A 19,663-nucleotide genomic window follows, 5' to 3' on the forward strand; every position below is an offset into this window, starting at 1 on the left:
GGTTCATTGGTTGTCTCCTGAGGAAACCGTTGGTTCGCGATCGGAGGTCATGTCGCTGTCGGGTGAAGTCTGGCGTTTCAGTGTGACGGCTTTGCCATTGGGAAGTGGTTGACCATCGACCGTTCGTGAGATGATGCGAACGGTCATCGTGTCGCGATCAATCGGACGCACAATGCAGGTGCCCGTGGCTTCGCCGCCATCGGCAAGAGTTTGGGTCATTTCCAAACGCCAATGATCCGCTTCGCCGGCCCAATACCCGCTGCCGAAACTTCCGTCCGCGAAATAGGTCCAGGAACGAACGCGATTTGCACGCGGGTCATAGCCGATCATTTCGTAACCGATCGGCTCGTCATTGGCACCGAAGGTGAAGGTTCGGCGCAGGAATTGATTGCCGGGGACAAAGGCGATGTCGCTCCGCAGACCCTCGTCCGATTCCTCTTTCCAGGTTCCGACCAACCAACCCAAAGATTCGATTGGTGATTCGGATTCTGTTGAAAGCGTTTGTTCTTCGATGGAGGTGATTTGCCACTTCGCGTCGCTGCCATCCGCTGCGATTCGTGTTACCGTGACGGCGAACTCGGAGGTTTGATCGGCCTCCGACTCGGACTGCAGCGTGTTGGTGCCTCGGACGATCACATGCGAGTTGTCGAGAGGCTGGACGTCATTGATTTCAGCGGCCAGTTGCAAGGACGGTTCCGCCTCGACCGATTTTCGAATCAATGCGATGAGCTGTTCGGATCCCGCCGCTTGCAAATTCATTGACTCGTCGGAGTATCGGACGTCGTTGGCCAACAGTTGACCGATGGTGTCGAACTGACGCTGGTTGAATGCATCGACGTATCGTTTCAGGTGTGCTCGGACGATTTGGATGTCTTTGCCTTCCGCAGCGTCCGCCGAACTTGCCGAAGACTCGACGCTTTGATTCGGCGTCTCCTGTCCAAACGTGGGCGGGCAAATGAGCCCGATGCTTGCTGCCAAGCAGATTGACTGCAGCAGCTTTTGTGAAGCAGTGATCATAAGACGAGTCGATTTTCAGCGTGGGGAGAGGAGGCCGAGCGAATTCCAATGCCCGTCGGCGGTCACCCAATCTTAAAGACTCCGGGGTCAATTTTCTGCCTTCGGAAAGCGAATAACCCGCAAATTCTGATTCTGATTCAATCTTTCCTGGTCAATCGATTTGCACCGCTGACTTTGCCCGAATCACGTTTTTGTGGCGTCCGAAAAACAGAACGATGACCAGCAAGATCAAGGAATCAAACCTCTGAAAGCGGAGTGGTCGAAATGACCCGAGGGCACAGGACAGTTTCGGATTGCATCCAATGGTTTTTGGGTTGTTTCTTCATCTTTGGGGCTGCGATGACGCAACCCGCGATGGGGCAACGGAACGGGTGTGCGGACGGTTGTGACCCATTCGGGATCATCGCTTGTGACGACTGTGCCCCGGTAGCCTGTGATTCAGTGCCATGTGATTCAGATGGTTGTGATTCGGCGGGATGTGATTCACTCGTTGGCTGTGGTCCAAGTTGTGAACAGCATGATTGCTTCTGCAAGGAACTGCGTGCGTGTTTGGCGGATAGTGGGATCACGCTGTCGAACAACTTGACCCAGTTCTATTTCGGAACGGTCAGTGGCGGAACGGAAGAGACCGGACGCTATGGAGGCCATGGTGATTACGTTGCCAACATGGATCTTGGCAAACTCGGTGTACATGAAGGGCTGTTCCTGAAACTGCGAGCCGAACACCGATTTGGAAGATCCATCGGTGAAAGTGCCGGCGTGATTTTGCCACCAACACTGGCTGCCGATTTGCCCGTCGCCGAAAGCGAAGGTTTGTACCTGACCAACGTTCTGTTCACCCAGTTCCTCTCCGAACGCTTTGCGGTCTACGCGGGGAAGCTCGACACGCTCGATGGAGACACGAACGCCTATGCCAGCGGACGCGGAATCACTCAATTCTCAAACGTCGCCTTCATTGCCAATCCCATCGTTCTGCGATCAGTCCCCTACGCTTCGCTGGGATGTGGTTTCATCGTCTTGGGTGAAGAAGGCGATCCGGCATTCAATTTCTTGGTGATGAACCCGACCGACACCGCGGACTCGGACGGGTTTGATGAGTTGTTCAGCGAAGGCGTTGTGATCTCCGCCGAGGCACGTGTGGGCACGAACTGGCTGAACACACCCGGCCACCAACTGTTGGGAGCTTCCTGGAGTAGCCGAGACTACGTCTCGTTGGGCCAAGACCCGCGAATCATTCTTCCCAACATTCCGATCAATCGTGCATCGGATTCATGGTCCGTCTACTGGAACATGGACCAAGCCTTGTGGGTGGACCCATGCGACGCGAGCCGGCACTGGGGATTCTTTGCTCGCGCCGGAATCGCCGATGATGACACCAACCCGATCAACTACTTGCTGAGCGCTGGGTTGGGTGGAGCAAGCCCCATTCGCGACGGCGACACGTTTGGGATTGGTTACTACTATTCGGGAACCAGCGACGAGATTGGGCCGCTGTTGACCGGAGCCTTGGGGCCGATTGGCGACTCGCAGGGAGTTGAAATTTTCTATCGCACCCAGCTCACACAATCCGTTTCCGTCACACCTGATTTCCAATGGATTGATCAAGCTCGTGAACAAGTGTCCGATGCGTATTTGTTGGGACTTCGGATGAACATCGCGTTCTGATCGAATCCCTGGACCGATCACAAGGGGTTCAGCGGTGGCAATGGGCGAGAGACACGTTCCCCGACCGATCCGAGTTGACCCACTGAACCGAATTGCCCCACCGAGCCATGTTGACGTGATCGCTCAAAAGCCTGACGCAGCGGTTGACCGTTCCAGCTCGAATCGACGTCGCCACCATAAAGCGACCGATGCAGTTCCATGATGGCGGCATCGAGTTCGGCGGGATTGAGTTCGGCGGAAACGTTCTGGTCTGATGAGGTGACGTTTTGCCATTCGGACCAAGCTGCCTCTGCCGCAGACGCGTTGTTCGATTGACAGGCTTGAATGAGTTTTTTGGACGCGACACGTTCCGGTGGATTCCACCATCGGTGAAGCGTTTGCCAACAGCCTCGGATGCGTTGCGTCTGAGTCGCCGCGAATGCGATCAGGGCCGCAACCGTCAGCATGATCCACGGAAGCCAGGCTCGATTCTGATTGTCGGTGTCTGCAATATGGGGCTGAGGCGCGGCAGCCACATCAAAGGTGACTTCGGGCAAGGTCGTTGATCCGAAGCTTTCTTTCTCTGGATCCCACCACACATAACGAATCGCGGGCAGGGTGATTTGCCCCGATCGCTGAAGCTGGTACTTCACCGTATCGCGTCGTTGTCCCGTGAACTCGCCTCGTTCCGTGTTGTCGGTGACTTCGGGGGATTTGAGATAGACCTGGACACCCTCGGGAACCTTGCTTGGCGGCGGCGCGAGTACCATCCCGGACACTTCGTCCGCGGTTTGAGTGATCACTCGCTGAATCACGTCACCTTGTTGAGCCTTGCCCGGACTGGGTTCCCATTTCTCCTCGACTTTGATGTTGTCCGTCGTGACCAGGAAAACGTTTGGGGCTTGGTCGGGTGGTCGTTGAATCTCGACCTGGGCTGCTGGGGTCTGTTCTGAATGATCTGTGGAAGGCCCGGTGAAGCCGTCGCGATTCGAATAACGAACCTCAAATGCCGGTATGGTGACCTGACCGGAGGCTTGAGAGTACAACGCGAATTCGTGTGTTTGAACGAACCAGGATTCGTCGCCAACGTCCTCGGAGGAGACGACGGGTGAACCCACCTGGACGATCACGGCGCGAGAAATCTGCGGCAAGGTGAATGAGGTTGCCCCGACAAAGGACCCGGGCGCACGGACCTTCACGGTGAACGACAGACGCTGACCCACCCACGCTTTGGGATTGGGGACGTCGATTTCGACTGGTTGGGGCGTTTCGTCGTCCGCCGAGAAAACGGTCGATGGTGTCAAGCACAACCAACCCGCAATGAAAACGCTCGCCAACGCAGAAGCTGAAAGCCGTCGACGGTTCTGTCGATCCGTTGGATGATTCCTCATGGCGTACCGGTTTGCTGTGTTGATGACGGTTCCGATTCCGTGGGTGTGGTGTCGGCCTGTTCCGCTTTCTCGCGGTCCGCCAGTTGGTAGCGAAACTTTGACTTCAGGAAATCGGCGGGTTGGGTTTGGACTTGATGCAACCAAACAGCCTGCACGGATGAATCGGTTACGGCCTGTTCGGCGGTGATGTCCGTGTCTTGGCCTTGTTCTTGTTTTTGCTTGTCTTTGTCAAAGACAACTTCGTCCGCGCCCACGCGTTGGTCACCCGCGTCGCCACCTTTGGCTTCGGTGGCCTTCATGCGAGCTTCGGCAAGGTCGCGATTTTCTTGAGCCTCTTTCCAATCGGGACGCTCCTTCAAAGCCTCGTCGTAGCTGGCGATCGCTTTGTCGTACTTCCCTCGCATCAACCAGCAATTGCCCAAGTTGAATTTGGAGTCTGGACCAGACGCTCGTGAAAACGATTGGGCTGCTTTCTCGAACTCGCCGGCGCGGTACCAGGCAACGCCTTGCCACATGGGGTTTTCAAACGCCGTGGCCGCTTCCGCGAATTGGTTTTGTCGTAACAGTCGCTGGCCGAGTTGATCAGGTGTCCAGAACCAAGCGGACAACCCAACCGCGGCAATCAAGCAATACACCTTCACTTGGCTGGCTCCTGACGTTCTGATTTTTCGCGGCGAAATGACATTGCGACCATGCAGGCCAGCACAGGCGACAACCAGTACCCAGCTTCTTGCCAGCGATCGCTTTTGCCCGCCAGACCCGTCGAAGAGCGACGCTCTGCAAACTGAATGATCGATTGGATATCTCGATCGTCCACGGTCAGTGGAACGCGTTGTCCGCGAAGCGAATCTGCCAATGATTGCAGCGACTGAGTTTCTTGCGACTCTTCCGGGAGCAGACTCAGGAACTCAATCGCCGGTGCGCCGATTGATTGATGAGCGTCGATGACCTGTTTGGCGTCCAGGTTTGCTTGGTCGGCCATGACCAGGATCGTTGCCCCGTCATGGTTTTCTAGCAGGCGCCCGGCTTCCAAGATGGCTTGGTCCAGGGCGTCGCCGGATTTCGGCATGATGGATGGATTGATCTCAGCCGCCATTTCCGCGACCACCGTCGTGTCTTCGGTCGGTGGAAGGACCGCATGTGCCGATCCGGAATACGCAACCAGGCCGAGCGGATCCCCTTTCCGAACTGACGCCAAGTCGGCAATCTTCAGTTTGGCTCGTTCCAACGGCGGAGTGGTGAGAGCCGTCGATGCCATGCTCTCGTCCGCTTTCAGGAGGATGACCAAGGGTTGAGCGTCTTGCGCAAATGGGTTGGCTTCGACTTTCCACGTCGGGCCCGCGATGGCAACCACGGCCAGCAGCCATCCTGCCGACAAGAAAACCAAGTTGGATTCACGTTTCCACCAAGCGTCGTTCGCGGTGGATCCGTCACTTGTCAATGCGGAGAGCAAGTCCGAGTCAATTTGTGTTCGCCAGCCTCGCAGTGGATCGGAGCTGGTCTTCCACCACCACGCAACCGCACCCGCAATTGGGATCAACACAAACGCCCACGGCCGGATGAAATGGAACGCACTGATTGCGTCGTTCATGCTGCCACCTCCATCTCGCCCGTGACCGGATTGACTCGGATGTGATGGTCTCGTTGATGCGAAGAGTGGTTTCGTCTTCCGCGGCGAGCCAACCAAGCCTTATCCAAAATGGACAAGCAAAGGCCGGCGAGCAGTGGGAGATAGTAGACATCGGTCCGAGGTCGATGGCTGACGGTTTGGATTTGATTGGTTTCGATCTTGTTCAGCTCGTCGTAGATACCGGCCAGGTGTTCGCGGTCCGCGGCGAAGAAGTATTTTCCACCGGCTTCACTGGCCACGTCTTTCAGTCCCTGTTCATCCAGTTTGTCCTCGCCCACCGTGGTCGGATCACCAATCGCAACCGTGTAGATGGTGATATCGCGTTGAGCTGCAACGCGAGCGGCTTCGACCGGTGGCAGGTGGCTTTTGGTGTCATTGCCGTCCGTCAGCGCGATGATGGTTTTGGATCGATCGGAGTCTGGATCGAAAAGACCGACGCCCAAACCGATCGCATCGCCAAACGCGGTGCGTGGTCCGGCCATTCCGACTTCGCATTCAGCGAGCAATTCCAACGCGAGCTTGAGGTCGGTCGTGAAAGGCGTTTGCAAGTACGCGGCATCGCCGAAAACGACCAAGCCAACGCGGTCGCCCTTGCGTTTTTCGAGGAACTCGCTGAGGACCTCCTTGACCGCATCCAAACGAGCGACTTTCTTGCCGGCCGAGTTTTGAAAGTCCTCCTGGTCCATCGAACCGGAGAGGTCAACCAGTAACAGCAGGTCTCTCGTTGGGACTTCTTTGACCACTGGTGGTTCGACCCATTGTGGTCGAGCGACGGCGGTCAGGACGCACAGCCAAATCAGACTGTTCAGGATCGCTCCTTCCCAGTCGGTTCGCTTGATGGGGGAGATCCCTGGTTGGCCGAGAACCTTGCGCAGGCGACTGCCGAATGGAACTCGGACCGATACTTCGTGGCGTTGTTGGGCGGGCAATGCCAAACGTAGCAACCAAGGCAGCGGCAAAAACGCGAAGCACCAAAGGTGGGCAAAGGTCAGCATCACATTGCCTTCCGGTTGAGGTTGCCCGCCGCGGGAGACTCAGTCTCAGGTCGCTGCAATTGATGGTGGGCGATCCACTTCTTCGCATACGAGCGGAGCTCCTCGACCGAGTTTGCGTTTGGATCGTCGTCCGCCGAAGGCTGATACACCGAGCTTGTCAGTTGGTCCCGAACGGACCTCGGCATGGACGGATCGGTCGCGGAGGGTAATTGCTGCGACAGCCAATCTGCCCAATTCAAACCGGTCAAACCAGCCAGATGCTCTCTGGGCGTGGTGACCAAAGCTGTTCGCCGAAGAAGAGTGGAGATATCCGCCACCGAAGTCGCGGTCTGCAGTTCCTTCAAAGCTTCGCGGCGATAGGCATTGGCACACCAATGCCGCCACCATTTCCAAGCCGCCCCAACGAGCAACAAGGCCAGTCCGCCCAGGAGCATGTACCAACCGGACGCCAGAGGCCACCAAGACACGGGGGCTGGCTCCACAATGTCGTGCAAGCGATCAAGATTGGTCGCGTCGCTGGTTTTCATGATGCCGTGTTTCCAAAGAGAGCACGGATCTGTTCTGCGACCGGCCGTGCGGTGGTCAGCGGCATCAACGGAATTCGTAACGAGCGAAAAACATCCCGCCAATGCGAGAGGACTTCGCCAAAAGCATGTTGGAATTCATCTGGGAAGGAAGCTCGGTCCGGGATCTCAAAGTTTGTTCCACCATCGCTGGCAATCATTCCTGGAGCACCGTTCATTCGAATGCCCAGTGGGTCATAAACCGCAACCACCAGAACATCGTTGTGCGCAGCGATGCGGGTCACCAAACGGCTGGTTTCTTCGTCCGCTCCATCCAGATCGCTAACCAGGATCACCAAATGATCGTGCCGGGCGATCCGGGATGCGTTCTCGAGGACCTGATTCAGCGTGACTGGTGACCGATTGCTGGGATTCTGGTCGGAGGGGATTTTGCTTGCGAGTTTTTGATTCAACCGCACCAATTGATGCAAGAAGTGCAGGACTCTTGATTGGCTACGGTGGGGCCGGACTTCTGCGATTTCGGTTTCGTTGAACACCAAGCCGCCCACTCGGTCACCGCTGGAAAGGCTTCGCCAAACACCGATCGCCGCGAGTTCGGCAGCTACCACGGACTTCATGGCGACTTGGCTGCCAAAGAACATAGGTTGGCGTTGGTCCACCAACATCAGGACCGGGCGTTCGCGTTCTTCGCTGTAGACGCGCAGGTGAGGCGATCGCAATCGAGCGGTGGCTTTCCAGTCCATCAAACGAATGTCGTCGCCTTGCCGATACGAACGCAGTTCCTCGAATGACAGCCCCCGTCCGCGAAGTCGAGAGGCATGTCGGCCGGCGAGTAACGAGCCAACCGGTTGCCGCGGTGTCAGCGAAAACCCGCGCGCATCGGCTCTGCATTTCAGCAGATCTTCTAGCGAGACGGTGACGCGTGCGGACATGTTGCTGCCGAGCGAAGTGTTTAGGCGGGGACCACGTTTTTCAACAAGGCATCGATCACGTCGGTTCGCGTGACCCCGGATGCTTCCGCTTCGTAGGTCAGGTGGACTCGGTGTGCCATACATGCAGGAGCCATGGCACGAATGTTGTCGGGAGAAACGAAGTCTTGTCCCGCTAGCCAAGCATGGGCTCGAGACGCTGCGTCCAACGCTAATGTTCCACGCGGACTGGCACCCAAGCGGATCCATTTTGGCAAATCACCCTGGTAGCGATCGGGGTGTCGTGTCGCCATCACCAAGTCCACGATGTACTTCTCTGCCGATTCAGCGACGTGAACCGCGCCGACTTCCTTCTGGGCGTCGAAGATGACTTGTTGCGAGATGGCGTTGGGGGCGGAAGTCGCCGATCCCGTTTTCTCGCCTCGCACGAGCTGCAAAATGGACGTTTCATCGGCGTCCTCGGGATAGTCGACGCGGACATAAAGCATGAACCGGTCCATCTGCGCTTCTGGCAGCGGGTACGTGCCTTCTTGTTCGATGGGGTTTTGTGTTGCCAGAACCATGAATAGCTCCGGCAACAAATGCGTTTTCGCGGCAACCGTGACCTGGCGTTCTTCCATGGCTTCCAACAAAGCCGACTGAACTTTTGCCGGTGCACGATTGATCTCATCGGCAAGAATTAGATTGCCGAAGATGGGGCCTTCTTGAAATTCAAAGGTGCCATTTTGTTCGCGGTAGATATCGGATCCGGTCACATCCGACGGCAGCAGGTCCGGTGTGAACTGGATTCGACCGAACGCACTCTCGACAAGCTTTGAAAGCGTTTTGACCGAACGAGTTTTCGCGGTGCCCGGCAAGCCTTCCATCAACACGTGGCCTTTGGCGAGCAAGGCGACAAGGATGCGGTCCACCACCGCCTGTTGGCCGATGACCGCCGCATTCATCGCGGTGGAGATTTCGAGAATCGTGTCTCGGACCGTCATGGAGCGGTTCCCTAATTCAATCGTTGGAATGGATGTGGCGGGTGTTTGCAATATGGCGGCACCGATGAACCGGTGCAAATGAAATGTAGGAGGGCGTTTTGTATGCCCTTTCGCATGTGGAACAAAAAACGGCCGTGGCCAGCAAAGGACCACGACCGTTTCGATGCGGTGCTGGGTTGAGAACCTAGTTTCGAGGTGGCGAGATCTTCTCGAGTTTCTCAATCCATTCTTGAGCCTTCAACGTTTGGTAGTTGATGCCCGCAGCGTTCAGGCTGGATCCAGATTGCCAAGGGTATTTTGGAATGGTTTCCATGAATTTTTGGATGTAATTCTGGACAGGAACAAAGGTCCAGAGGTTGTCGGCGTACCAACGGAAATAGCCGAGCGTTCCTTCCTTCCACATCTTTTCATAAGGATCAGCACGCAGGTTGATGATCAACGGCCAACCAGGAACTTCGCGAGTTCCGGTTGCGATGTTTCCGTTCACGGTTGCGAAGTGGATCTTCCAGTTTTGAACGCGAACGGCATTGAGTTCGCCGCCTTGCCCGAAGTAGTAAATCTCTTCGCGAGGGCTCTTCTTGGCTTCACCTTTGAAATACGGCACAAAGTTGTAGCCATCGGGGTGAACCTTGAATTCTTTTCCGTTGGCGGAATAGCCCTTCTTCATCTTCTCAACCAAGTCTGGTTCGCCAGCCGCCGCGGCAAAGGTTGGCATCCAGTCTTCTTGGGAGATGATGTCGTTGTAAACGGTTCCGGGTTTGATCACGCCGGGCCATTTGACCAACAACGGCACTCGGAAACCGCCTTCCCAGGTGGTGCCTTTTTCGCCATGGAACGGAGTGATGCCTCCATCAGGCCAACTGAACGTTTCGGCCCCGTTGTCGGTGCTGTAGACGACGATCGTGTTGTCTTCGATTCCGAGATCTTTGATCTTCTTCAGCACTTCGCCGACGTAGTCGTCATGCTCGACCATTCCGTCCGGATAAAGCCCGATGCCGGTGCGGCCTTGCGATTCCTTTTTCAGGTGAGTCCAAACGTGCATTCGTGTGGAGTTGTACCACAGGAACACTGGCTTCTCGGCTTTGACACCTCGCTCGAGAAAGTCCATGGCCTTGGTGTGAACTTCTTCGTCGATGGTTTCCATTCGCTTCTTGGTCAGAGGACCGGTGTCCTCCATGCGGCCGTCGGCGAAGGAGTGAATCACTCCGCGAGGTCCATACTTTTTGCGGAACTCTGGATCCTTGGGGTAGTAATAAGTCTCGGGCTCTTCCTCGGCGTTGAGGTGATAGAGGTTACCGAAGAACTCATCGAAGCCATGGTTGGTTGGCAAGTGTTTGTCTCGGTCGCCCAAGTGGTTCTTGCCGAATTGGCCGGTGGTGTAGCCTTGTTCTTTCAGCACGTCCGCGATGGTTGGCGTCCAGTCAGGAATACCATGTTCACTTCCGGGCATGCCAATGGTTAGCAAACCGGTGCGGAATGGGTGTTGCCCCAGGATGAACGAAGCTCGTCCAGCGGTGCAGCTTTGTTGGGCGTAAGCATCGGTGAACATCGCGCCTTCTTTGGCAAGGCTGTCGATGCTGGGCGTTTTGTATCCCATCACCCCGTGGTTGTAGGCACTGATGTTATGCACACCAATGTCGTCGCCCCAAATGACGACAATGTTGGGTTTTTCCTGGGCCTGCACCGTCAAGGCAGGCAACAGAATTGCCGCAATGGCAAAGAGTCGTGATACGACGGACATCGAGTTGCTCCAGTCGAAGAAAAGTGTGACGCGGAAGTTCGCGGACGCTTCATTCTTAGCGTTCATCTTGCGGTTCACAACCAGAGTCCAGGCAGGTTTGTCTTGGTTCGGATTGATGGCGCACATCCGTTGTTCAATCAAGCAATTGGTCAGTAGGCTTTTCTAGGCTGGCAATAGGCGGATTCATGCACGCGGTGCTCCGGATGACGCAAAACCAGATTGAAAGATTTGCGCGTTCTTCAAATGCTGTTCATGATTCGCCAGATTGGAAGGCAGGCCGGATTCCCGAGCCAGAGACGCAGGAATCCTGGCTGATCGGCGGAATTCCCGATCAGCGAAATAGTCGCAGGTGCCGGGAAAAATTCGAATGTCAATTGACGGCCGATTCCACACCGTTGATTCTGGGAGTTTCCAAGAGACGGTGGGCGGGCGCCCACGGAGCGTCTGTCTTGATTGGTGCGTGTCGCGAGGTGCGACGTCAGGGAGAGCGGTTGGCGTGGGACAATTCAAAGGCTTGTGGCGCGACACTAAATTGGTTTGGCTGGCGTTCATCTCGGTGGTGTTTGCCTTCGCGATTTTTGTGTCGTGGTACTACCTGCTGTTGCTGCCGTGTCTGCCCGTTTCATTCGTGTACTTCGCCTTCATTCGGTACGACGAGGATGGCAACGAAAAGGGAGACTTCACCTGAAAAGGTCAACACTTGCCGAAACCGCTGACGCAGCGTAGAAGGAATGCAACCTTCCTGATTTCGGGGCTGTTGCCAGATGAAAAAGATTCAGAGAGTCATCCGTGATGTCCCACAACATTGGGTCGGTGACGGGTTTCCGGTGCGAAGTTTGTTTTCGTATTCCCAGGGCAGCGACTTTGATCCGTTTTTGCTGCTCGATTATGCGGGGCCGCATGAGTTCGCTCCCGACGAGGCAAAACGCGGGGTTGGGGAACATCCACACCGTGGTTTTGAAACGGTCACCATTCTTTACGAAGGTGAGTTGGAGCACCGTGATTCCAGCGGTAGCCACGGAACCATCGGTCCCGGCGACGTGCAGTGGATGACCGCCGCGTCTGGGATCGTTCACGAAGAATTCCATAGCCGTGCCTTCGCGAAGGAGGGCGGGACGTTGGAGATGGTTCAGTTGTGGGTGAACCTGAAAGCCAGCGACAAAACGGCTGCTCCGAGATACCAGGACCTGCGAGCGGAGCAATTCCCGCGTGTCAAACTGCCGGGGAACGCCGGTTCGGTTCGCGTGATCGCTGGAGAGTTTGGTGAGGAGATGGGACCGGCCAAGACGTTCTCTCCGATTAATGTCTGGGACGTCAGTCTGTGTCGAGGCGGCAAAGCGTCAATGGATGTCCCTGATGGTCACACTTGTTTGGTGATCGTCCAAAAAGGGGCCGTCGATTTGAATGGGCAATCCGTGCGATCGGTGGAGTTGGCATTGCTCGAGCGAGACGGCAAGACCATCGCCATCAATGCGAACGAAGGAGCTCGGCTCCTGCTCTTGACTGGCCATCCGCTTGGCGAGCCCGTCGTCGGACAAGGCCCATTTGTGATGAACACCCGAGAAGAAATTCGCGAAGCGATCGCGGATTACCAAGCGGGGAAGATGGGGCAACTCAGCTGAGCGAGGCCGATTTGAAAGGGCCGATTTGAAAGGGCCAGTTCGAAGAGGCCGGCTCGCAGGAGCCGGCATCGCTCTTTCAAGTGAAGCGCTGAGGTCAATCCAGCGGCGAAGGGTTGTCGCCGCGAAGCTCCGCCCGTCGTTGTTTGGCAAGGATGTCTTCCATCACCTCCAATTCGGTGTAGTACATCGCACTGGGGTCGATGCCCTCCTCGTCCAGCCAATGCAGGTGAGCCTGCATCTTCGGTTGACGAGCATAAGCTGGAAGGAGAATCAACCAGACGATGGCCAGGAGACCGACGACCAGGCCGAATGCCGCCATTCGGAGAGCGGATTGCTGAATCATGGTGCCACCCCATCTGCGAAGACAACTTTGAACATCAACCAAGCCACCACCAACGTCAGGCAAAGGTTCAGCGACTGGCCGCAGACGTAAAGCACGAGCGGCTTGCCGCCTTTGAGTTGCGGTAGCAATTGACGGAAATTGGTTTCCAGCCCAATGCTGACAAACGCCAAGCAGAAGAACCATCCACGCAGGGTTTTGGTGGAGCCACTGATCATCGCGCCGACCAATTCGGGACCATTGGACAGTGAAGAGTAGAGGATGGAAAACAAGATCGACATCGCCACAAATCCCAGCACGAATTTGGGGAAGCGATACCAGATTTCCGAAATGCCAATCTTCGGGCCCGAGGGATCTCGTTCGACAAAGGTGACCCAGTAGATCGCCACACAAAACGCGGTCACGCCGATCAGAATGTTCTGAATCATCTTGACGGTGGCGGCCACTTCCAACGCTTCGTCACCCAGCACGGCACCCGCCGCGGCGACGGCTCCGGTCGAGTCGATGGTTCCTCCCAACCAAGCACCGCCCAGGATGGGATCGATGCCCAAAGCGGTGATAACGGCTGGCATCACGGCCATCATGATGACCGTGAACCCAAGCGACAAACCGATGGAGAGTGAGAGTTCTTCTTTCTTCGCTTTGCATGCCGCCGCGGTTGCAATGGCCGCCGAGACACCGCAAACCGACATGTCGGCCGAGATCACCATGTTCAAGGACTTGGACTGAATCTTCAGGACCTTCTGTCCAAAGATGTAGGTCGTGATCAGCACCACCGGTGTCACCAACCAAGCGACAAACACACCAGGAAGTCCGAGCGCCAGCAAACGGCTCATCAGCACCTCCGCACCCAGCAGCACCAAGCCGGTTTTGATGAAGAACTCGGTTAGCATCGCGGGGCGCAGGAACGTTGGGGTGCCGATGGTGTTGCTGATGATCAAGCCCACTAAAAGTGCCCACAACGCGTATTCCAAGTTGTAAGCCTTGACCACGCTTTGGCCTGACATCCAGTAAGCAAGCGTGGCGAGAGCAAACACAGCGGGAAACGCCGTCAAGAAAGCCGATGCCGATTTGCCTCTTGTTTGCGACGCGAAGGCGAAGAGCGAGGCGATGACCAAGAACACGCCCAAGATGCCTTTCCAACTGGAGGAGACAGCATCGAGCGGGTTCTCCGTCCACTTGCCAGGCTTTGCGAGAAAGGATTTCAGCGGGCTGACGTACTCGTAGGGTTCCTCTTCTGCGGCTTCTGCTTCGCTCGCTTGTTGCTCTTCCGCCGGTTCAGTGGTTTCGGCGACGGGGCCTTCCGCTGTCATCTCCGCTGGGGCTTCGACGACTTCTTCGACGGAAGACGCAGCGATCAGTTCGCTCAGGTTTTCAGGTTGTCCGAACCAGACGACTGCAAACGCGATGGCGAGCAAGAGCATCGCACACCAAATGGCCCACCAATCTTCGCTGGTGGTCATGTCTTTCCAAATACTGGGGCGTTCCGTTGGAATGGCAACGGTCTCTGAAGAGCTGTTGCCGGGAGAAGGTTCACTGGGAGCGGGAGATTCGCTGGGTGTGTTCATCGACGAAGCAGGTGGGATGGAGGGGAGGGAAGGAGAAGCGTCCGCGAAGTGACGAACGGGGAAAGAAGGATGGTCAAAGACCGGAGCTGGACAATGATTCGCTGGTACGTCTTTCGACGGCCTTGTTCATGCCGGTGCGAACCAATTCGAGCAAGCGAATCAGTTCCTTTTGTTCTTTGCGTTTGAGTTCACCCATCACTTCGTGTTCAAGTTCACGAAGATGGTCGATCACGGGTTGAACCAGTTTGCGGCCTTCTTTGGTGATCGCGACGTGCACGGTGCGTCGATCGGTTTCGGAGCGTTGTCGGGTCACCAGGTCTCGTTTGAGCAGTCGATCCACCAACGCGGTGACCGCCGGAACCACTTGGACCAAACGCTCGCCAATTTCGCTGCAGGTCAGCGGTCGATCTTCCATGTCCAAGATTCGAAGCAAGTTGTATTGCGAGAACGTCAGGTCATGTTGGCGAAAGAACCGAGACAAATGGTTGTCCAATTGGTCGCCCGTGCGAACCAAGCTCAGAACGGCTTCCTGGTCCACGCTGGCGAACGGTTGGCAACGGTGCAGCTCTTCTGACAGGTCAGTCATGGATGAAGCGAAGGCGAGGTGATTCGGAAAAAAGGCAGCGACCGAAATTCAGTTGACGCGACAATACTTTACCGATAAAGTATTCGCGTATCAAGCTCTGATGCATTCGGTTTCGGCCATTATGCCAGAGATGGGTGCCCCGCCTCAAACACACGGTTCTGCATTCCGGAACCCCGCCCCGCCATACGGTTTCTCTATGCCAACAACTGCCATCATCGGTGGCGGATTCAGCGGAACGCTGGCCGCCGTGAATCTTGCCCGATTCGCCAAAACACCTCAACGAGTGGTGGTGATCAACTCCGGTCGGCCGTTTGGACGCGGTACCGCTTATGGAACGACTCGGAACGAACACCTGTTGAACGTTGCGGCGCGGAACATGTCCGCTTTTCCTGATCACCCCGCTCACTTTTTTGAGTGGCTGCGTTCTCGATGCGATTTCGATTCGCTCGATGACGCGACTTTGCGTGAAACGTTCATTCCGCGACGGATCTATGGGGACTACGTCCGAGGTCTCGCGGCGCATTATCTGGGCGACGCGGATCCACGTTCCAATGTCACTTGTGAAGTGATCGATGATTCCGCAATTGACATTGAACCGCGCGGGGCAGAGCAGGGCGGTGTGGTGATACTGGAAAACGGCGAACCCGTGGAAGCCGATTCGGTGTTGTTGGCCACGGGCAATCAACCTCCCGCCGGGTTGCCAGGGGCGAATAAGCTAGCCAATGACCGTCGCTATTGCGGGAATCCATGGATGGGATGGCATGAGAACTTGCCGGGGGATGACAAGCACATTGTCATTCTTGGAACGGGACTGACGGCCGTCGATGTGATTGTCACGTTGCGCCGAAAAGGTTGGTGCGGCAAAGTCACCGCGATCTCGCGAAATGGCATGCTTCCTCAACGTCATTTTCGTGGCATCGAATGGCCGCACGCGGTTCCTGACGATGGTCAGGCACGTTCGTTGAAAGAGTTGGTGCGTCTGATTCAACAAGATTGCCAACGCCTTCGCGGCGTGAGTCAAAATCCCGCGATCGCGGTGGACAAGCTGCGCGGTCGCACGCAGCAACTTTGGAAGGCGCTCACCATCGAAGAGCGGCGTTTGTTTCTGAAGAAGTATGCCGCCGATTGGAACGTGATTCGTCATCGGATCGCTGGGCCGATTCACGATGCCATCACCGACGCGTTGGATTGTGGGCAACTCACCGTACGTCCGGCGATGATTCAGTCGTTGGCTGCGGGAGAACACGGGATCGAAGTTCACATGGTCAGCGGCGAGGGTCAGGAGAAGACCATTGAAGGCGATTTGGTGATCAACTGCACCGGCCCGAAGTCTCGGTTTTCCGATTCCGATTTGCCGCTCTATCGAAACTTGTTCGAGCGAGGGTTGGCCCAGCCGGACGAGATGGACATGGGCATCGCGGTGAACGACGAGTTCGAAGTGCTGGATTCAACTGGCCAGGCCTCCTCGTTTTTGCATGCCATCGGACCGATCTTGAAAGGCACGCTTTGGGAGAGCATTGCCGTCCCGGAGCTTCGGCAGCAGGCCTACCACGTGGCTCAATCGATTCTGAATCAGGAGCCGATGGAAATTCCAACCAAGGACACGTTGGAGTATTGCATTTGAGTCCGGAGGCGGCAGCGATGACCTCGCCCGTTGCCTGTCGTGAATGTCGTCGGAAGGAGGCAACATGAGTCGAACATCGACAGACGCGAGCTTGCTGTCTCGGTCAGGGATATCTGCGAAACGTTTCGGCATGAACGATTTGCCGGATGGGACGCTCGCGATCTCTCTCTTCTCGTTCTTGACCGCAGCGTCGTATGTGGTGACGCGAGCCGTTGGTGTGGGGTTGTTTCTGTCGCGAATTGGCGCGGATCGTTTGCCTTATGCGCTGACCGGGGCGGCTTTGGTGGTGATCGTGATGTCGGCTGTGACGCGAATGGTGGTGCGACGTGCTTCGCCCCGGATCGCATTGCGATTCACCTGGACGGTGTTGGCTTTGTTTTCGGGTTCTCTGGCTGTGATGATTCGCTGGTCGCCGGACTCTCTGCTTTGGTTGGGCGTGTTGTTTGTGTTGGCGGAAGTTCGTGGCTGCTTGAATTCGGTCTATGTGACCACGCTCAGCAACGATGCGTTTGGCGGATCGGGATCCAAACGTCCGTTTGTTTGGGTGGCGACGGGAGCAACGCTTGCGGGTGTGTTGATCGGCGGGGTGTTGTCGGTGGAGGCATCCAGCGTTGCCGGGGAAACATTCTTGCTCGTCGCCGTGGGGCTGGACGTTCTGGCGATCACCGTGATCCGTTGGCTGCCAAGATCGACGGTTTGCATTGATACCATGTCAGCAGGCGACGGATCGCACAAGCGTACCGAATCAATGAGGCGGCGTTACCAACGAGTGCGGCACTACCGTTGGGCGTTGGGAGCGTTGATGGCGTCTCAAGTCGTCGCGTTGACGTTCATGGGCTATCAGTGGAACGTGGTGGTGACGAAGTATCACGCGGGTTACGAACAAGGCATCATTGCGTACTTCGCTGCGTTTTACGCCATCAACGATGCGGTGATTTTGTTGCTGCAGATCACGGCGGCGGGGCGTTTGCTCGATCGTTTGGGGATTGGGTGGGTGTTGTTGCTGTATCCGCTCGCGTTGTTGGGGGTCGCGCTGGCGATGCTGGCGTCGCCTCAGATCGCTTACTTGTTCATCGTTGTGTCCATCGGAAGCGGTTTGAACGTGGTGCGGCGTTCCTTGCATGATCCGGGACTAGCATCCGCTTATTCCATCATGCGGCAAGACGTCCGTCGTGAAACGATCGTTGTGGTGCGGGGAATGGTGAAACCGTTCGTAGAAGCCGCTTCCGCGATTCTGCTGTTGTGGTTGGCACCGCTGTTGAGCTTGAGCAATGTGACGTTGGTTTGGATTTTGGTTCTGACACCTTGGTTGGTGTGCGCCATCGTCGTGGTCAGCATTCATCACACGGGACAACCGGACGTCGTCGCGAGAACGCACGATGAACGTGGGTTGGGGTTGGCAGCCGGTTGAGAAGCCGTCGGCGATGCATCGCAACGCAAGGCCGATTCAACGTTTCGCGGCTTCTTTCGCGGCCAGGACCGCTTCGGGAGTGGCGGTTTTGATGGCCAATGATCGTTGGCCAACCGTGGCAATGGACAGCAAGAACGCGATCAATCCGCAGGCAGAGAGACAACCGATCAATAAATCAGAAACCTGGTTCTCGGTGATCATGGCGATGGTCCAAGCCCAATTCGTGATTTGCCATGCCGAGTAGTCGTATTGCCGGTAGTCGTTCATGTGCAGTCCGATCGAATAAGGGATCAGAGCGGAAAGCACCGCGACGACAATCAACGCGGCCATGCCGATTTCGACGCGAGGGTTGTTGTTGATGCGAACCAACGCGACGATCCAGCGAACGCAGAATAGAAACACCAACAAATACGACGTGTAAGCCAGCACCAAGTGCCAGAGCATTTGCCGGGCGCTGGTCGGCATCGTGCTGCCCGTTGCGACCTCCGCACGCTCGACCACCACCAACAAGATTCCAGTGATCAGAATCGATCCCAACGACGCGAACACTAAACCGGTGGCGGGGCCGGGAGTGAAGAACGTGAGCGTCAGGCGGCTTAGAAAATTGCCTGGCAGTTCGCGCTGAATGCGTGGCGTCAGAGCCGAGGATTCCGCGGCCATCATGGATCCTGCAGCCGTCCAAAGGCCGGCAAGAAGCAGCGTCACAGGGAACCAAAGAAAGATGCCTTCTTCCGAGTCCACCGAGAATCGCCATTCCATCGCGAAAGTGCACAGGGCGATCAGGGTGGCGGTCAAAATCAACAGTGACCATCGAATGCCACTGGATCGATTTTCACTTTCCGGCGTCAGTTGTGCCGCAGTGGTGGTGAGCAATAGATGGCTGATGCAGGTGGCCGCTAAAAGGCTGCCGATGAAGGCAAAGGCAGTCCATCCGGCGTCCATTGGGTTGCCGTAGAGGATCAACCCGACGGCCCCCGCACCAACGATGTATTCCGCCAACATCAACACCATCAAAACAACGAGCAAGGTTGAGATGCGACCCGTTCGGCCTCGAGCGAGCGGGGCAAAGGACAAGGCGACCACGGTCAGCAATAAGCCGCTGGCGGTCAACATCGCCATGATCAAACCAACCGTCGGCAAGTCGATCCCTCGCAACGTGTAGGCGTAAGCCACGCAAGGAAACAACGTGATCAGGTACAGCATCATCTGCAGTGACGCACTGGCGAGTTTGCCCAAAACAATCTGCCACGGACTCAGCGAGGTGATCGATAGCAGTTCCAACGTTCCATCGTCGATTTCGGCCTCGAGCGATCGATAGGCGGCCAGCGGCACAATCAGCAGCATCGGTACCGCAAGCACGAAGTAGTAACCCAACAGCAAACGGGGAGCGGATGGCGACGTGTAAATTTGGGGCATGAGCATCAGACTGCCCACGACGGTCCAGGCGAATGCGGCAACCAACAACACCGAGAAGGTCACCACAAACTGCCGGCTCTTGAGTGCTTGGCGAGTTTCCTTGATCAGGATGGGATTGAAGGTGTCACCAAGCTTTTCCGCCCAGTGATCCAAACGCGAAAGCCAATCCGTGGTTGGTTCTTTCGCGTTCGCGTTGGGTTCGGAAAGAGTTGCGGTGCTCATGAAGTTTTCATTGCGAGAAG

Annotated in this window: 18 protein-coding genes; 5 read left to right on the plus strand and 13 right to left on the minus strand. The window is 56.3% G+C overall.

What is annotated here, in order from left to right; translation table 11 throughout:
* Positions 1-3: 3 nt before the first annotated feature.
* Entirely contained in the window at positions 4-1,017 is a 1,014-nt protein-coding gene (locus tag LOC70_RS13165; protein WP_230254049.1) for a YybH family protein, read from the minus strand.
* A 354-nt stretch (positions 1,018-1,371) separates the two neighbouring features.
* Here LOC70_RS13165 and LOC70_RS13170 point away from each other — a divergent pair, with 354 nt between their 5' ends.
* On the plus strand, positions 1,372-2,682 hold the full coding sequence (locus tag LOC70_RS13170) for a carbohydrate porin (protein WP_390889067.1): 1,311 nt from the start codon (positions 1,372-1,374) through the stop codon (positions 2,680-2,682).
* 17 nt (positions 2,683-2,699) lie between these two features.
* On the opposite strand, the gene LOC70_RS13175 is transcribed toward LOC70_RS13170, so the two are convergent.
* The 8 genes from LOC70_RS13175 to LOC70_RS13210 all read right to left on the minus strand — a co-directional run bounded on the left by LOC70_RS13175 (position 2,700) and on the right by LOC70_RS13210 (position 10,854).
* Positions 2,700-3,965 (minus strand): BatD family protein, encoded by a 1,266-nt coding sequence (locus tag LOC70_RS13175; RefSeq protein ID WP_230254051.1) that lies wholly within the window; start codon positions 3,963-3,965, stop codon positions 2,700-2,702.
* Positions 3,966-4,048: 83 nt separating this feature from the next.
* On the minus strand, positions 4,049-4,693 hold the full coding sequence (locus LOC70_RS13180) for a tetratricopeptide repeat protein (RefSeq protein WP_230254052.1): 645 nt from the start codon (positions 4,691-4,693) through the stop codon (positions 4,049-4,051).
* Positions 4,690-5,643: a vWA domain-containing protein gene (locus tag LOC70_RS13185; protein WP_230254053.1), complete on the minus strand. Its 954-nt coding sequence runs from the start codon at positions 5,641-5,643 to the stop codon at positions 4,690-4,692. The genes LOC70_RS13180 and LOC70_RS13185 overlap by 4 nt, the downstream gene beginning before the upstream one ends.
* Positions 5,640-6,677 carry a VWA domain-containing protein gene (locus LOC70_RS13190; RefSeq protein ID WP_230254054.1) on the minus strand — a complete coding sequence of 346 codons (1,038 nt, stop codon included), beginning with the start codon at positions 6,675-6,677 and terminating at the stop codon, positions 5,640-5,642. Before LOC70_RS13190 ends, LOC70_RS13185 begins: the two co-directional genes overlap by 4 nt.
* Positions 6,677-7,204, minus strand: coding sequence for a DUF4381 domain-containing protein (locus tag LOC70_RS13195; protein ID WP_230254055.1), 528 nt, complete (start codon positions 7,202-7,204; stop codon positions 6,677-6,679). Before LOC70_RS13195 ends, LOC70_RS13190 begins: the two co-directional genes overlap by 1 nt.
* Positions 7,201-8,133 carry a DUF58 domain-containing protein gene (locus tag LOC70_RS13200; protein ID WP_230254056.1) on the minus strand — a complete coding sequence of 311 codons (933 nt, stop codon included), beginning with the start codon at positions 8,131-8,133 and terminating at the stop codon, positions 7,201-7,203. Before LOC70_RS13200 ends, LOC70_RS13195 begins: the two co-directional genes overlap by 4 nt.
* 20 nt (positions 8,134-8,153) lie before the next feature.
* A complete protein-coding gene (locus LOC70_RS13205) occupies positions 8,154-9,113 on the minus strand; it encodes an AAA family ATPase (RefSeq protein ID WP_230254057.1) in 960 nt (319 codons plus the stop codon).
* A 184-nt stretch (positions 9,114-9,297) separates the two neighbouring features.
* Positions 9,298-10,854, minus strand: a complete 1,557-nt coding sequence (locus LOC70_RS13210) for an arylsulfatase (RefSeq protein WP_306796912.1) — start codon at positions 10,852-10,854, stop codon at positions 9,298-9,300.
* Between the two features lie 514 nt (positions 10,855-11,368).
* Between LOC70_RS13210 and LOC70_RS13215 the strand changes: the two genes are divergently transcribed.
* Together LOC70_RS13215 and LOC70_RS13220 are read left to right on the plus strand one after the other, a co-directional pair.
* A complete protein-coding gene (locus tag LOC70_RS13215; protein ID WP_230254059.1) occupies positions 11,369-11,542 on the plus strand; it encodes a hypothetical protein in 174 nt (57 codons plus the stop codon).
* A 76-nt stretch (positions 11,543-11,618) separates the two neighbouring features.
* The gene (locus LOC70_RS13220; protein ID WP_230254060.1) at positions 11,619-12,476 is read left to right on the plus strand and encodes a pirin family protein; all 858 of its coding nucleotides are present in this window, start codon (positions 11,619-11,621) and stop codon (positions 12,474-12,476) included.
* A gap of 94 nt (positions 12,477-12,570) precedes the next feature.
* On the opposite strand, the gene LOC70_RS13225 is transcribed toward LOC70_RS13220, so the two are convergent.
* The 3 genes from LOC70_RS13225 to LOC70_RS13235 form a co-directional block, all read right to left on the minus strand.
* Positions 12,571-12,819, minus strand: a complete 249-nt coding sequence (locus tag LOC70_RS13225) for a hypothetical protein (protein ID WP_230254061.1) — start codon at positions 12,817-12,819, stop codon at positions 12,571-12,573.
* Positions 12,816-14,384, minus strand: a complete 1,569-nt coding sequence (locus tag LOC70_RS13230; RefSeq protein ID WP_230254062.1) for a YeiH family protein — start codon at positions 14,382-14,384, stop codon at positions 12,816-12,818. The genes LOC70_RS13225 and LOC70_RS13230 overlap by 4 nt, the downstream gene beginning before the upstream one ends.
* Positions 14,385-14,457: 73 nt before the next feature.
* Positions 14,458-14,970, minus strand: a complete 513-nt coding sequence (locus tag LOC70_RS13235) for a MarR family winged helix-turn-helix transcriptional regulator (RefSeq protein WP_230254063.1) — start codon at positions 14,968-14,970, stop codon at positions 14,458-14,460.
* 196 nt (positions 14,971-15,166) lie between these two features.
* Between LOC70_RS13235 and LOC70_RS13240 the strand changes: the two genes are divergently transcribed.
* Positions 15,167-16,594 (plus strand): FAD/NAD(P)-binding protein, encoded by a 1,428-nt coding sequence (locus LOC70_RS13240; RefSeq protein WP_230254064.1) that lies wholly within the window; start codon positions 15,167-15,169, stop codon positions 16,592-16,594.
* Between the two features lie 64 nt (positions 16,595-16,658).
* A complete protein-coding gene (locus LOC70_RS13245; protein WP_230254065.1) occupies positions 16,659-18,005 on the plus strand; it encodes a hypothetical protein in 1,347 nt (448 codons plus the stop codon).
* 36 nt (positions 18,006-18,041) lie between these two features.
* Here LOC70_RS13245 and LOC70_RS13250 read toward each other — a convergent pair whose 3' ends face one another.
* A complete protein-coding gene (locus LOC70_RS13250) occupies positions 18,042-19,643 on the minus strand; it encodes an ABC transporter permease (protein ID WP_230254066.1) in 1,602 nt (533 codons plus the stop codon).
* Positions 19,644-19,663: the final 20 nt, after the last annotated feature.

This window comes from Rhodopirellula halodulae (assembly GCF_020966775.1).
Classification (GTDB): domain Bacteria; phylum Planctomycetota; class Planctomycetia; order Pirellulales; family Pirellulaceae; genus Rhodopirellula; species Rhodopirellula halodulae.

Coding starts and splice junctions, on each gene's coding strand:
- LOC70_RS13165 (WP_230254049.1), bottom strand. CDS start 1,017: ATGATCACTGCTTCACAAAAGCTGCTGCAGTCAATCTGCTTGGCAGCA.
- LOC70_RS13170 (WP_390889067.1), top strand. CDS start 1,372: ATGGGGCAACGGAACGGGTGTGCGGACGGTTGTGACCCATTCGGGATC.
- LOC70_RS13185 (WP_230254053.1), bottom strand. CDS start 5,643: ATGAACGACGCAATCAGTGCGTTCCATTTCATCCGGCCGTGGGCGTTT.
- LOC70_RS13190 (WP_230254054.1), bottom strand. CDS start 6,677: ATGCTGACCTTTGCCCACCTTTGGTGCTTCGCGTTTTTGCCGCTGCCT.
- LOC70_RS13195 (WP_230254055.1), bottom strand. CDS start 7,204: ATGAAAACCAGCGACGCGACCAATCTTGATCGCTTGCACGACATTGTG.
- LOC70_RS13200 (WP_230254056.1), bottom strand. CDS start 8,133: ATGTCCGCACGCGTCACCGTCTCGCTAGAAGATCTGCTGAAATGCAGA.
- LOC70_RS13205 (WP_230254057.1), bottom strand. CDS start 9,113: ATGACGGTCCGAGACACGATTCTCGAAATCTCCACCGCGATGAATGCG.
- LOC70_RS13210 (WP_306796912.1), bottom strand. CDS start 10,854: ATGTCCGTCGTATCACGACTCTTTGCCATTGCGGCAATTCTGTTGCCT.
- LOC70_RS13220 (WP_230254060.1), top strand. CDS start 11,619: ATGAAAAAGATTCAGAGAGTCATCCGTGATGTCCCACAACATTGGGTC.
- LOC70_RS13225 (WP_230254061.1), bottom strand. CDS start 12,819: ATGATTCAGCAATCCGCTCTCCGAATGGCGGCATTCGGCCTGGTCGTC.
- LOC70_RS13230 (WP_230254062.1), bottom strand. CDS start 14,384: ATGAACACACCCAGCGAATCTCCCGCTCCCAGTGAACCTTCTCCCGGC.
- LOC70_RS13235 (WP_230254063.1), bottom strand. CDS start 14,970: ATGACTGACCTGTCAGAAGAGCTGCACCGTTGCCAACCGTTCGCCAGC.
- LOC70_RS13240 (WP_230254064.1), top strand. CDS start 15,167: ATGCCAACAACTGCCATCATCGGTGGCGGATTCAGCGGAACGCTGGCC.
- LOC70_RS13245 (WP_230254065.1), top strand. CDS start 16,659: ATGAGTCGAACATCGACAGACGCGAGCTTGCTGTCTCGGTCAGGGATA.
- LOC70_RS13250 (WP_230254066.1), bottom strand. CDS start 19,643: ATGAGCACCGCAACTCTTTCCGAACCCAACGCGAACGCGAAAGAACCA.